The following is a 13,881-nucleotide window of genomic DNA, read 5'->3' as shown; positions in this document are numbered from 1 at the left end:
CATGCTAAAAGGTCCCTCCAAGCAAGTTTCGAAGGAGCGGCCGCATGGAAGGCGAGAACAAGAAAACGGCCCGTTCGGACCTCGATGAGGCCGCCCTCTTCTTCCACAAGCATCCGACCCCGGGGAAGCTCGAGATCCAGGCGACCAAGCCCCTCGGCAACCAGCGCGACCTGGCGCTGGCATATTCGCCGGGTGTTGCCGCCCCATGCCTCGAAATCCGCGACGATCCGGCGACCGCCGCCGACTACACGGCGCGCGCCAATCTGGTCGGTGTCGTCTCCAACGGCTCGGCGGTGCTGGGCCTTGGCAATATCGGACCGCTGGCCTCCAAGCCGGTCATGGAAGGCAAGGCCGTCCTGTTCAAGAAATTCGCCGGCATCGACGTCTTCGATATCGAGATCGACGCGCCCGAGATCGAGCGGATGGTGGAGACCGTTGCGGCGCTGGAGCCGACCTTCGGCGGCATCAATCTGGAGGACATCAAGGCTCCGGAGTGCTTCGAGGTCGAGGAACGGCTCAAGGCCCGCATGGGCATACCGGTGTTCCATGACGACCAGCACGGCACGGCCATCATCGTCGCCGCCGCCGTCCTCAACGGGCTGGAATTCGCCGGCAAGACCATAGCCGACATCAAGATCGTCACATCGGGCGCTGGCGCGGCGGCGCTGGCATGCCTCAATCTGCTTGTTTCACTCGGCGCGCGCGTCGAGAACATCTGGGTCACCGACCGTTTCGGCGTCGCCTACAAGGGCCGTCTCGAGGAGATGGACCGCTGGAAGGATCCTTATGTGAAGGACACCGAAGCGCGCACGCTGGCCGATGTCATCCCCGGCGCCGACGTCTTCCTCGGCCTGTCGGCCGCCGGCGTGCTGAAGCCGGAGCTGCTCCAGCACATGGCGCCGAAGCCATTGGTTCTGGCTCTGGCCAATCCCAATCCGGAGATCATGCCTGAAGTGGCGCGCGCGGCCCGCCCCGATGCCATGATCTGCACCGGCCGCTCGGATTTCCCGAACCAGGTCAACAACGTCCTGTGTTTTCCCTACATCTTCCGTGGCGCGCTAGACTGCGGCGCGAGCGCCATCAACGAGGAGATGAAGATGGCGGCGGTGCGCGCGATCGCGGCGCTTGCCCGGGAAGAACCTTCCGATGTCGCCGCACGCGCCTATTCGGGGGAGACGCCGGTTTTCGGCCCTGAATTCCTGATCCCCTCGCCCTTCGATCCGCGCCTCATCCTGCGCATCGCGCCGGCCGTCGCCAAGGCGGCCTGCGACACCGGCGTGGCGACAAGGCCGATCACCGATTTCGCCGCCTATATCGACAAGCTCAACCGCTTCGTCTTCCGCTCCGGCCTGGTGATGAAGCCGGTGTTTTCGTCGGCCAAGGCATCGAGCGCCAAGCGCGTCATCTACGCCGATGGCGAGGACGAACGCGTGCTGCGCGCCGCCCAGGTGGTGCTCGAGGAAGGGATAGCCGAGCCGATCCTGATCGGTCGTCCGCATGTCATCGAGGTCAGGCTGAAGCGCTACGGGCTGCGCATCAAGCCGGGCGTCGACTTCGGACTGATCAACCCCGAGGACGATCCGCGTTACCGCCACTATGTCGATCTTCTGATCGAACTCGCCGGCCGGCGCGGCGTGACGACGGAGGCCGCGCGGACGATGGTGCGCACCGACAATACGGTTATCGCGGCGCTCGCGCTCAAACGCGGTGACGCCGACGCCATGGTCTGCGGCCTCGAAGGCCGCTTCGAGCGGCATTTGCGCAATGTCACGCTGATCATCGGGCCGCGCGCCGGCATCCGCGACCATGACCTCTCGACGCTGTCCATGCTGATCTCGCAGCGCGGCATCATCTTCCTCACCGACACCCATGTCTCGGTCGACCCGACGGCCGAGGAAATCGCCGAGATGACCGTGCTGGCGGCGGAGGAAATCCAGCGCTTCGGCATCGAGCCGAAGGCCGCACTGCTGTCGCATTCCGATTTCGGCTCACGCGATTCGCCAAGCGCGCTGAAGATGCGGCACGCGGCGCAGATCCTCGCCCGCATCGCGCCGGAACTGCAATGCGATGGCGAGATGCATGCCGACACCGCTCTGTCGGAGCATCTGCGCCAGCGCGTCTATCCGCATTCGCGCCTGAAGGGCGAGGCCAATCTGCTGGTGTTCCCGAACCTCGATTCGGCCAACATCACGCTGACGGCGCTGCGCGCGATGATGGATGCGCTGCATGTCGGGCCGATCCTGCTCGGCACTGACAAGCCGGCGCATATATTGACGCCTTCGGTGACCTCGCGCGGTGTCGTCAACATGACCGCGCTTGCCGTGGTCGAGGCCGCCCACAAGGCGCAGGCGACCGTCAATCTGGACTGAACCGGACGCCGCAAGTCCGGCTCGGCAGGCCGGACGATCTCACCCCGTGGCACGCCATCTGGTCCAAACCGGGTGTTGCGGACCGGCAACTTGCGATTGCGGAAAACAGCGGCTGGCCGGACGCGGATTTCACAGGAAAAGCAGAGGTGGTAAAGTCGACCATCTGATTTGGCGGCGAGGACGTCATGAGGGGCCTGCTTCTTGCATCCGCATTGCTGTCGCTGATTGGCGGACAAGCTCTCGCCGCCGATGCCATCAGCGCCGAGCCCGCGGCCGTCCACGACTGGTCAGGTGTCTATGTCGGCGGGCAAATCGGCTATGCTTTCGGGAAGAGCGACGCGGTTTTCAGTTCGCCCAACACACCTGTGTTTCATGCTAGCCAGGATTACGACATCGATGGTTTTCTGGGCGGAGTCCAGATCGGATACAACTACCAGATCAATTCGGTGGTCCTCGGTGTCGAGGCTGATATCGCGGGTTCCGACATCAAGGGGCAGTCGGGCGGGATCAATCCCCGAGGCGATTTCTACGACACCAAAGTGGACTGGTTTGGAACGCTTCGAGCCCGAGCGGGCTATGCGTTCGACAGTACCCTGCTCTACGGGACCGGCGGCCTGGCTTACGGAAGCGTCGAAAACCGGTATCTTGACGGCCCCTTCAACAGCTTTTCAGAGAAGAGCACCAAGGCCGGCTGGACTCTTGGCGCAGGGCTGGAACAGGCATTCACCGATCACTGGTCCGCTAAGGTCGAATATCTTTACGTCGATCTGCGCGACCAGACCATCGACTACGGCGGCAGCAATACCGAGTTCGACAACAAGCTCAGCACGGTCAAGATCGGTATGAACTACAAGTTCTAACGGCCGGTCGAGTCGGGCTGCCTTGCCCCTCGGTGCCGGCTGAGCGGGCAGCGAGTTGAGAGCGCGAACCGGATGGTCGCCGCCTTCGGCTAGTCATTGGACCGCACCCGAAATAGATGATTAACCGCAAGCACGATAGCCTTCTGGCGAACAGGCGGAGTTTGGGCGGATGAGAGGCGCAAGGTGGAAGCATTGGCATGCCGCCATGCTGCTTGGCTTGCTGCTGTCCGGCGCCACCGTCACCGAGCCCCAAGCCGCCTCGCGCGTTTGCCGCCAGTTGGAGGCCGATCTCGCCTCTGCTTCGCGCGGCGGCGGTGGCGGTCCTGCAATGGTCCGGAAGTACGACTCCGCGATCGAGCGGCAGCGCGAACAGATATCCAAGGCCCGCAGCCAGGCGAACGCCGCCGGTTGCGGGTTTTCGCTGTTTTCCCGCAACATCAATCAATGCGCCGGCCTCAACGCCACGATCGATCGCATGAACGCCAATCTCGACAGTCTGCAGGTCAAGCGCGCCCAGCTCGCCGGTGGCGGCGGGTCGCGCCGCGACCGTGGCCGCATCCTGGCCGCGCTCGACGCCAATGGCTGCCGCGATGACGCGTCTCCCCAGCGCCGTGCCCCGTTGGAAGAAGCAGACCGTGGGGACGACGGCAACGCGAACCTGTTCGACCAGCTTTTCGGCAATGACAGCCGTCAGGCCGACACGCTGGATCAGCCTGATGACCCCGGCGAGGAACGCAATGTCCGCCGGGTGCTTAACCAACCCGATTTCCCGAACAGCGGCGGCGAATTCCACACCACCTGCGTGCGCACATGCGACGGCTATTTCTTCCCGATGTCGAATGCCGCCTCGGCCGGCGATTTCGAGCGCGACCAGAAGAACTGCGAATCGAGCTGCCCCGGCACCGAGATGCAGGTCTTCTATTCGCGCGGCATGGACGACGATTCGGCATCGATGACATCGTCGGTCACCGGGAAACCCTACAGCGAACTGCCGACCGCCTATCTCTACAAGCAGTCCAACATACCGCGACCGCCGGCATGCGGCTGCAACGCCGCGCAGAACTTCCAGATCATCGGCGGCAATTCGCCGACCCCGCAGGAATCGCAGCCCCAACCGGATGCGGCGCCGTTTGTCCCCGTACCGGCCTCGAAACCGGATCCGGGCGCCGACCCGGAGACCCTGGCCAATATGGAAGGCGGGCTCGACCGCGAGGCCATCAAGCGTCTGTCCGCCAAGCCGGTGACGTCGCCTGTTTCGGCGATACCGCCGGAACAGCGCAAGGTCAGGGTCGTCGGGCCAACGTTCCTTCCCGACCCATCAGCGGCAATAAATCTGCAAGCTCCGGCCCCGAAGACAGTCCAGTAAGGGCAAGCCTCAGCGGCATGAACAGGCCCTTGCCCTTGCGCCCGGTCGCTTCCCTTATCTTGCCGGTCCAGTCTTTCCAGACCGTGCCGTTCCAAGGTTCTTCGGGCAGGACATCGAAGGCCTGATGAAGAAAGTCGCGATCATCGGCGGAAAACTCCGACCTCTCCTGCGGGCCTTCGCGCAGGATGCGCCACCAGCCGACGGCATCGGCCAGCCTGTCGAGATTGCCGCGCACCGCGAGCCAGAAGGGCTCTGCCTGGTCACCCGAGATGCCGAGCACCATCAGCCTGTCGCGTGCCTCGTGGAACGGCATGTGGTGCAATAGCGCACGGTTGAGCACGAACAACTCGTCCGGATCGAACTTGGCCGATGATTTCGAAGTGGCGGCCGGGTCGAAATGACCCGCGAGTTCGGTCAGATCGTGCGCGGCGGCAACGTTCTCCGAAGTTCCGACCAGCACGGCCAGCGAAGCAACGGCCATCGGCTCGATGCCATCCTCGCGCAGGCTTTCGATGGAGAGCGCGCCGGTGCGCTTGGACAGCCCCTCGCCCGAGACGGTGGTCAGGAGATTATGGTGGCCAAAGACAGGCGGCTCGACGCCCAGCGCCTTGAACAAGGCGATCTGCACGCCGGTGTTGGTGACGTGATCATCGCCCCGGATGACATGGGAGACGCCCATTTCGATGTCGTCGACCACGGAGGGCAGCGTGTAGAGATAGGTGCCGTCCTCGCGCACCAGGACAGGGTCGGAGAGCGAGGCAAGATCGACCGTTTCCTCGCCGCGCACCAGATCGGTCCAATGGACCTCGGTGCGCTCCGGCTGCTGCGGATCGCCGGTGAAATTGGGCAGCAGGAATCGCCAGTGCGGCCGCCGACCATCGGACTGGTACTCGGCGATCTGTTCCCGCGTCAGTGTCAACGCCTCGCGGCCATAGACCGGCGGCAGCCCGCGCGTGCGGCGCACCTTGCGCCGGAGATCGAGTTCCTCCGGCGTTTCGTAACAGGCGTAGAGAACGCCCGCCGCCTTCAGCCGCTCAACCGCCGCATCATAAATCTCGAAGCGCCGCGACTGGTACTCCGTGGCATCGGGGAAAATCCCCAGCCAATGCAGGTCGTAGAGGATGGAGTCGGCGAACTCCTGCTTCGAGCGGGCGACGTCGGTGTCGTCGAAGCGCTGGATGAAACGGCCCTTGTTGTTCAGGGCGAACAACCAATTGAACAGAGCGGTACGCGCATTGCCGATATGGATGCGGCCGGTCGGCGACGGGGCGAAACGAACGGTAACTGTCATGAGCGGGGCGTACCGGATGCCTTTGCGATTGACAAGATGCGCCCCCGCGCTGCGCCGCAGACATAGAACATGACGCGCGCGATGAAAAGCGGCCCTTGTCAGATGAGCTCGGACCGTTGAAGGCGATCACCGGCCGAAGTCGTCGGAGCTGAGGCGGGTCCAGCGGTCGCCCATCAATCCACCGATGAAGATATCGCCGGCGCGGACCGCTTGCGCGACCTCGGGGATGCGCGAACGCACCATCGTCCCCCCGGCATAGCGGAAGAAGACATTCTTGTAGCTGAAGAGATGCGGCATGAATCTGCCCTGCGTCTGCCCAATGATACCCGCGCAGCCCATAGCCCACGCGTCAGCGATCAAGGCATCCAGCGTCGCGCCCCAGTGAGATCCGGAGGACTGGATCTGCAGAAGGTTCGCCATGCCGCCGGCTTGACCATAAAAAGCGTAGCAACCGAGCATCCTGCCGGCTTCGTCGTAAGTCCCGCCGAAATGAAGGGGGCCGTCGGCCCGCTTCTCGGCTGCCAGTGCGAGCAGCCTTGGCAACTCGCCATCCTGCCAAAGCGGTCGAAGCACGTAATCTGACGCCAGCGTCGGCATGCGCTCCGCAAATTGCCCGGCATTCATCGGCTCGCGATGAACCCGATGTGACGGGGAATGCTGGACGGGTGGCTCGAACCTCTTTCTCGCAAAAGCGTCGAATGCCCTGGCGCAAGGATCGAGCGCGAAGCGGGGCAGGCCTGGCCATCTGCCGCGCACCATCATGGAAGCCACCGCGGCCGGCCGGAAAATGCGGGTCCATCCCAGACAATGCGCCGGCAGGAGCTGGTATTTCATCGGACGTGCGAAGGCCAGGGAAACCCGGTTGGCCGAATCGGTCAGATACAGATCGAATTCGCCCTGATGCAGGGCACGCAGCAATTGCGGCCCAGCCGAGCCGTGATCGGTACCGGAATCTGCCATGAACGGACCGATGATGGCCGCGTTCAACACCGCTCCATTGAGCTCGTAACGGGCTTTCAGGACGCCGAGGAAGCCACCCAGTTGTCCCTGCGGGTTGATCTGGACAAGAGCGTTGCTCGCGCCGGATTGGCCGGCAGGGTCAAGATAAATCCTTCTCATATACTCGGCAGTCTCCGCAACCGCGCGGTCGAGAAGGTGTCGCCGCCGCCGGCGAAACCTGGTCAGGAAGAGTGCGGCGACGGCCTCGAGGTCTTCGACGGCAAGCGGTCGAACCGAACCATGCTGGGATTCCAGCACCGCCGGCGCAGCCAACTGCTCCGTGGCGGTCTTTTCGAAAACAAGATCCATGATGAAACCCATGGGGATCGTCGGCCTGACGACGAATTCCTGCGCTGATCAATCGGCCCACGGGATCGGCATCAGCCTCCCTTGGGTTGCTACAAAAGGAATATACCAACCAATGGTTGAAACAACGTATCTCGGTCAGCATCATAAACAAAACGTCTCCGAGCTCGGGATCCGAAAAGGACTTGAATGCCGCCTCGCGTCGCCCAACGTGTTTCCGCCGCAAAATTCGCAGGCGGATTTGCTCGCCCGGTACCGGCCGGGCGGCAGGGCGTTCGCATATCCTACGCTCGTCGATGCGCTCGCGGCAGGTTCGGCTGGGCCCTGCCATTGCCGCCTGCAACCGCCCGTCGGCTTGATCGCATCCGACGGGAGAGGCCTCCGGCCGAAGCCGGAGACCTCCCTGGTTCAGATCACAAGGCCCTTGGTCAGTTCCAGCGCCTGGCGCTCGAACAGGCGGCGGTAGATGCCGCCCGTCAGCCGGATCAACTCGTCATGCGAGCCTTCCTCGACGATCTCGCCGCGGTCGAAGACCAGCAGTCTGTCGAGCGCGCGCACCGTCGAAAGCCGGTGCGCGATGACCAGCGTGGTGCGCCCGACCATCAGCCGCTCCATCGCCTGCTGGATCAGCACCTCCGACTCGGAATCAAGGCTCGATGTCGCCTCGTCCAGGATCAGGATGCGTGCATCGGCCAGGAAGGCGCGTGCGATCGCCACGCGCTGCCGCTCGCCGCCCGACAGTTTCACGCCGCGCTCGCCGACCAGCGTGCCATAACCCTTCGGCAGGCTGGTGATGAAATCATGCGCGCTCGCCAGCCTGGCGGCATGCTCGATCTCCTCCTGGGTCGCGCCCGGCCTGCTATAGGCGATGTTTTCGGCCAGCGATCGGTGGAACAGGATCGGCTCCTGCTGGACGATAGCGATCTGCCCGCGCAGCGACGCCTGTGCGACCTGCGAGATATCCTGGCCGTCGATCAGGATCCTGCCCGCATTCACATCATAGAGCCGCTGGATGAGCTTGACGAAGGTGGTCTTGCCCGAGCCCGAGTGACCGACCAGCCCGACCCGTTCGCCCGGCGCTATATCAACCGAGAAGTCGCGGTAGAGCGGCGACCGGTGATTGCCATAGTGGAAGGTCACCTTGTCGAAGCCGATGGCCCCTTGCGTGATCCGGATCGGCTTCGCGCCGGGCCGATCCTCGATGCCGAGCGGTTCGGACTGGAAATCGACCAGCTCCTCCATGTCGTTGATCGAGCGCTGCAGATTGCGGATATGGGTGCCGATATCCCGGAGATAACCCTGCAGCACGAAGAACGAGGTCAAGACGAACGCGACATCGCCGGCGCTCGCCTGCCCCCACGACCACAGCATCAATGAGAGACCGATCACCGCGGCCCGCATTACCAGCAGCAGCACCCCTTGCGTGGTGCCGTTGATGGTGCCACGCACCCAGGTGCGCCGCGTGCGTTCCCGCCATTTGGTGACGACCTTGGCAAGCCGCCGCTCTTCACGCTCCTCGGCGCCAAAGCCCTTGACCACCGCATTGCAGCTCACCGCGTCGGCCAGCGAACCGCCCAGGCGCGTGTCCCAGGTGTTGGCGAGCCTTGCCGCCGGCGCGACATAGCCGAGCGACAGCATCGCCGTCACCATGATGAACAGCACCGAACCAGCGGCAACGACTGCGCCCATCAGCGGCCAGAACCAGCCCAGCAGCAGCGTCGAACCGACCAGCATGACGACCGACGGCAGCAATGCGATCAATATGGTGTCGTTGAGCAGGTCGAGCGCCCACATGCCGCGCGTTATCTTGCGCACGGTCGAGCCGGCAAACGAATTGGCATGCCAGTCGGTGGAAAAGCGCTGGACGCGATGGAAGGCGTCCGCCGCGATGTCGGCCATCATCTTGAGCGTCAACTCCACGATGGCCATGAACGCCAGGTTGCGCAGTACGACGCCGGTCAGCGCCAACGCCATCAGCATGAAAAATGCCGTCATCGCGGCATTCCAGGCAATGGCGTCCGCGCCGGCACTGCTGGCGACCGCATCGACCAGCCGGCCGGAATAGAGCGGTGTCAGCACGTCGGCCAGCGTCGACAGCAGGAAACCACCCATGATCAACGACAGCCGCCAGGGCTGGCGCCGCCAATGGATGAGCGTGAAACCAAGAACGCTGCGAAAGGCGCTCGCGCGCAAATCGATCTTGAAACGAGCCATGATGTCATTCGGGCGCAAACGAGCCCGATCCCGGTAATATGAAAATGAAGAAACCGCGTCGGGCAATTCGCCCGGGAAATGCGGAGGTTCGGCGGAATTGGTTGCTCACCCGTATGTCGGGCGGCGACCGGCATCGGCAAAAGCCTGTTCTCGATCCGGCTTGGCGGCGAAGGCATAAGCCTTGCGGCGCGCTGGTCGAGACCTAAGCTTCGCGGCCTCGCATGATGGTAGAGATTCCTGCCATTCGTTCCTCCCGATTGGGAATCGCGGAAGGGCCGGTATAGAGGGTCAGCGAGGCCTCGCCAAGGCAGGCAGGCACCAAAAGCGCGTCTGGCCCAGCCGGTGAGACGATTTTGCAACAATGGCCGCCGCTCACGGCACTACGAGCCAGGCCTTCTGATCGGCGATCGCGATGGTCACGTCGGTACCGGAATTGAACTCGATGAAGTCGACCTCCATGCCATCGCTGAAGATGACGCCACCCCGGCTCTGCCGTGAGGAAACGACAAGCGGCCGGTCGCGGGTGATGACGCCATGGACCAGCGAGACGCCGGTCGTGTTGCTCGGAAACGGTTCGCGCACGGAGAAGAAAAGCTGCTCGCCTTCGCGGTCGTAGCCCTGCGGCGGCACTGTCGGCACGCCCGTGTCGCCATAGGCCGCGGCCAGTCCGGCGGCCCCGGCCATCACGGAGCGCAACCATCCGGTGGAGCCGGCGCCGGTCGAAACGATGATGCCGCTCGATGATTGGCGCTCGGTCCTGCCCGCATAGGTCAATTCATAGCGGGCCGAGACATGCGTGGAGGCGCCGACGAACAGATCGTTGAAGGCGATCAGCCGCCTGCCGTCATTGGAGCGCGCCTCGGCCATCACCACTGCCTGGCGCCGCTCCTTGCCCGAGATCGTCAGATCGAGCACTTTTTCGGTGTCGTCGGCGCGCCAGGGCAACAGCACGCCGTCAAACAGCGCCGGGTTCGGATTGATACCGATCAGCGGCTGGCGTGGCAGGTATTTCGCGGTGTTGGAGACCAGGCCATCCTGGCCGAGCGCGATCACGACGTCGGAACCGAATTCGAATTGCGGCACCAGTTCGCGGTCGAGCCGCAACTGCTTCAGCCCCTGAGGCAGCGAGCCCATCACCCGGTCGAGCGCGGCATGATAGGTATCGTGCGCGGCCCTGACCGGGTCGAAATCCATGCCGGCCTGCCTGAGATAGAAGCGGGCCTGCCCTTGCGTGTTGAAGCGCGCGGTCAGTTCCTCGAGTTCGGTCTTGCGGGTGACGACAACCACCCGGTCGATCGGCCTGTCGCCCTGGTCGCCGGCCACCGGCTGGATCACTTCTCGGTCTTGGCCGGTGCCGCAAGCTGGCTCAGCGCACTGGTCAGCATGTCGGGCGTTATCGACAGATTGCCGACCGAACCGCCCTTTTCAGCCCAGGCCTTGAAAGCCATCGCCGTCAGCACGTTGGCGGGAGCCGACGAATAGACGGTGAGTTCCAGTTGCTGCGCCTTGGCTTCCGCCTCGGCCAGCGTCAGCTTGTTGCGCGCTTCCGTGTCGACCAGCAGCTTGTTGCGCTCGGCAAGCTCGATCTCTGTCGCCAGTTCGCTCTGCTTGATCTCGCGCTCCTTCTCGACGCCGTAGGCCCGGCGGGCATAGATCGCCTCATCGGCCTGGCGCTGCAGCGCCTCGCGATACTCGGTCTGCAGCGCCTTGCGGATTTCCGGTGTCGGCTGGACCGAGGTAATGTGAACCTCCTCGATCGACAGGCCAGCCGTGGTGGCGATCGGATCGCCGCGCAGCAACTCGGCAAGATTGCCGCCGAGCTTGGTCACCTCGGCAAGGGCCTGTTCGAGCGTCATGCTTGATACGACCGCCCGGGCACGGCTCTGAATGGCCAGCACCAGGCGCTCGGCGATCTTCTCGCGGCCGTCGCCGGCGACATCGGATTTGCTGAGTTTTGCCCTGAAATCGAAGCCTTCCGCCGCCTTCACCGGATCGACGATGCGGTAGCTGACAGAACCCTGGATGGCGAGATCCTGGAAATTCGCCGTCGTCTCCGTGAAAATGAACGGATTGTCGAGCGACGTCACCGGCACCATGGCGATGGTCGTGCCCAATGTGCCGTACCAGAAGCTTATGCCGCGCCCCTGCCCCCTGATCTTGCCGTTCCGGAACCGGACGACGTGGTATTCAGGCGTTCCCTTGAAATAGCTGATGAACATGCACGCCCCCAAGGTTGCTCAAAGCGAAGAGCCCGCTACCCACGATCCCTGAAACGGTTGGTGATGGGATAGCGGCGGTCGCGGCCGAAATTCTTCTTGGTGATCTTCACGCCGGGCGCCGCCTGCCGGCGCTTGTATTCGGCGATGTAGAGGAGATGTTCGATACGCGTCACCGTCGCCCGGTCATGGCCGCGCGCGACAATGTCGTCGACGCCCATCTCGTTCTCGACCAGGCATTCCAGGATGTCGTCAAGCACCGGATAGGGCGGCAGCGAATCCTGGTCCGTCTGGTTTTCGCGCAGCTCCGCGGACGGCGCCTTGTCGATGATGTTCTTCGGGATGACTTCGCCCGACGGCCCGAGCGCGCCCGGCGGCACATGGCTGTTGCGCCAGCGCGACAGGGCGTAGACCTGCATCTTGTAGAGGTCTTTTATCGGATTGAAGCCGCCGTTCATGTCGCCATAGAGTGTGGCGTAGCCGACCGACATCTCGCTCTTGTTGCCGGTGGTGACCACCATCGAACCGAACTTGTTGGAGATCGCCATCAGGATGGTGCCGCGCGCGCGGCTCTGCAGGTTCTCCTCAGTGATGCCTTCCTTGGTGCCCTCGAACAGCTGCGTCAGCGCATGCAGAAAACCTTCGACCGGCTCGAAGATCGGCACGATGTCGTAGCGGCAGCCGAGCGCGCGGGCGCAATCCTCGGCATCCTTGAGCGAATCCTTCGACGTGTAGCGGTAAGGCATCATCACCGCGCGCAGCCGTTCCTCGCCCAGCGCGTCGACCGCGAGCGCCGCGCAGATCGCTGAATCGATGCCGCCCGACAGGCCGAGCACCACGTTCTTGAAGCCGTTTTTGTTGACGTAGTCGCGCAGGCCGAGCATGCAGGCGCGGTAGTCAGCCTCCTCCCGCTCCGGGATTTTCGACATCGGCCCTTCCGAGCAGGCCCATCCGGCATCCGTACGCTTCCAGGTGGTGACGTCGACCGCCTCCTCGAACTGGCTCATCTGGAAGGCCAGCGCCTTGTCGGCGCCGATGGCGAAGGATGCGCCGTCGAAGATCAGCTCGTCCTGGCCGCCGAGCTGGTTGGCGTAGATCATCGGCAGTCCGGTTTCGATGACCTGCCTGATGACGACCTGGTGGCGGACGTCGATCTTGGCGCGGTAGTAAGGCGAGCCGTTCGGCACCAGCAGGATTTCCGCCCCGCTCTCGGCCAGCGATTCGCAGATATCGACATCGCCCCAGATGTCCTCGCAGATCGGAACGCCGATGCGCACGCCCCGGAAATTGACCGGGCCCTGGAGTTCCGGCCCGGGCTGGAAGACTCGCTTCTCGTCGAACTCACCATAGTTCGGCAAGTCGAGCTTGTAGCGCTCGGCGATGATCTTGCCGCCGTCGGCGAAGACGATCGAATTGTGCGTGCCGCTCTTGCGCTTCAGCGGCGTGCCGATAATGACGCCCGGGCCGCCGTCAGCCGTGTCGGCGGCAAAATCCTGCGCCGCCTTTTCGCAGGCCTTCAGGAAGGCCGGCTTCAGCACCAGATCCTCCGGCGGATAACCGGCGAGAAAAAGCTCGGTGTAGAGCACGAGATCGGCGCCTTGGCGCGCCGCGTCCGCCCTCGCCTCGCGCGCCTTGGCGAGGTTGCCCGATATGTCGCCGACAGTCGGGTTCAACTGGGCGATGGCGATGCGCAGTATGTCGAGCTTCTTGGTCATGCCTGCGGTTTAGCGCGGCGAAATCCGCCCCGCAATGGCGTTTGCTTGGACCAATCCAAAGCCACCGGCATCCGCGATCGTGCAGAGGCTGCGCTCAGTCGTCGCCCATATATTCGCGCAGCGATTGCGGAGAATGGTTCTCGCCGATCGACATCGCCAGGATGCGCGAAATGTGCCGGCGCGGCAGGCCGGTATCGCCTGCCCATCGGTTGATTTGCGCCTGGATCTTGTCGAGATCCTTCTTCGAGGTCGGGCTTTCGGCGATGTCGAGACCGGAATCGCGCAGTGCCGCCGCCATGTCAGATGAAATCACGAAGGCATCCCAGCCAAGCCAGCGCAGAAAATACTGACCGGTGTTGCCGCCAAGCCGGCTGCCGTGCTTGCCGAGATAGGCCATCAGCCCGACCTGGTCGTCGGCGGGCCAATCGGCAAGGAACTGGCCAAACCCGCGATGCTCCTTCGAGACACGCTCGACGAAGGCGGCGTTCTCGCGCACCGACCTGATCTTCTGCGGATTGCGCACGATGCGCTGGTCGGAAGCCAGG

Annotated in this window: 9 protein-coding genes and 1 pseudogene; 3 read left to right on the top strand and 7 right to left on the bottom strand. The window is 63.7% G+C overall.

Going from position 1 to position 13,881, the window contains the following annotated elements; translation table 11 throughout:
* Positions 1 to 44: 44 nt before the first annotated feature.
* The 3 genes from J0I79_RS10925 (at position 45) to J0I79_RS10915 (ending at position 4,595) form a co-directional block, all read left to right on the top strand.
* A complete protein-coding gene (locus tag J0I79_RS10925) occupies positions 45 to 2,369 on the top strand; it encodes an NADP-dependent malic enzyme (protein WP_292857541.1) in 2,325 nt (774 codons plus the stop codon).
* Positions 2,370 to 2,554: 185 nt separating this feature from the next.
* Positions 2,555 to 3,229: an outer membrane protein gene (locus J0I79_RS10920; RefSeq protein ID WP_292857538.1), complete on the top strand. Its 675-nt coding sequence runs from the start codon at positions 2,555 to 2,557 to the stop codon at positions 3,227 to 3,229.
* A 169-nt stretch (positions 3,230 to 3,398) separates the two neighbouring features.
* Entirely contained in the window at positions 3,399 to 4,595 is a 1,197-nt protein-coding gene (locus J0I79_RS10915) for a DUF2865 domain-containing protein (protein ID WP_292857535.1), read from the top strand.
* Here the strand turns inward: J0I79_RS10915 and gltX are convergent.
* From gltX to J0I79_RS10880, 7 genes and pseudogenes are all read right to left on the bottom strand, one after another.
* Complete coding sequence (gltX, locus tag J0I79_RS10910; protein ID WP_292857532.1) at positions 4,513 to 5,886, bottom strand: glutamate--tRNA ligase; 1,374 nt, start codon at positions 5,884 to 5,886, stop codon at positions 4,513 to 4,515. The two genes, J0I79_RS10915 and gltX, sit on opposite strands and share 83 nt — an antisense overlap.
* Before the next feature lie 126 nt (positions 5,887 to 6,012).
* Positions 6,013 to 7,206, bottom strand: coding sequence for a hypothetical protein (locus J0I79_RS10905; RefSeq protein WP_292857529.1), 1,194 nt, complete (start codon positions 7,204 to 7,206; stop codon positions 6,013 to 6,015).
* A 393-nt stretch (positions 7,207 to 7,599) separates the two neighbouring features.
* Positions 7,600 to 9,405, bottom strand: coding sequence for an ABC transporter ATP-binding protein (locus J0I79_RS10900; protein WP_292857526.1), 1,806 nt, complete (start codon positions 9,403 to 9,405; stop codon positions 7,600 to 7,602).
* A gap of 372 nt (positions 9,406 to 9,777) precedes the next feature.
* A complete protein-coding gene (locus tag J0I79_RS10895; RefSeq protein ID WP_292857523.1) occupies positions 9,778 to 10,740 on the bottom strand; it encodes a sugar kinase in 963 nt (320 codons plus the stop codon).
* Positions 10,737 to 11,624, bottom strand: coding sequence for an SPFH domain-containing protein (locus J0I79_RS10890; RefSeq protein ID WP_292857520.1), 888 nt, complete (start codon positions 11,622 to 11,624; stop codon positions 10,737 to 10,739). Before J0I79_RS10890 ends, J0I79_RS10895 begins: the two co-directional genes overlap by 4 nt.
* Before the next feature lie 35 nt (positions 11,625 to 11,659).
* The gene (locus tag J0I79_RS10885; protein WP_292857517.1) at positions 11,660 to 13,336 is read right to left on the bottom strand and encodes an NAD+ synthase; all 1,677 of its coding nucleotides are present in this window, start codon (positions 13,334 to 13,336) and stop codon (positions 11,660 to 11,662) included.
* A 94-nt stretch (positions 13,337 to 13,430) separates the two neighbouring features.
* A pseudogene (locus tag J0I79_RS10880) lies at positions 13,431 to 13,881 on the bottom strand (DNA-3-methyladenine glycosylase I); the annotation flags it as partial.

The sequence above is a fragment of the Mesorhizobium sp. genome (genome assembly GCF_017306585.1).
Taxonomy (GTDB): Bacteria; Pseudomonadota; Alphaproteobacteria; order Rhizobiales; family Rhizobiaceae; genus Mesorhizobium.
Note: the sequence above shows the minus strand (reverse complement) of the source record. Positions and strands in the feature narration are given on the sequence as shown.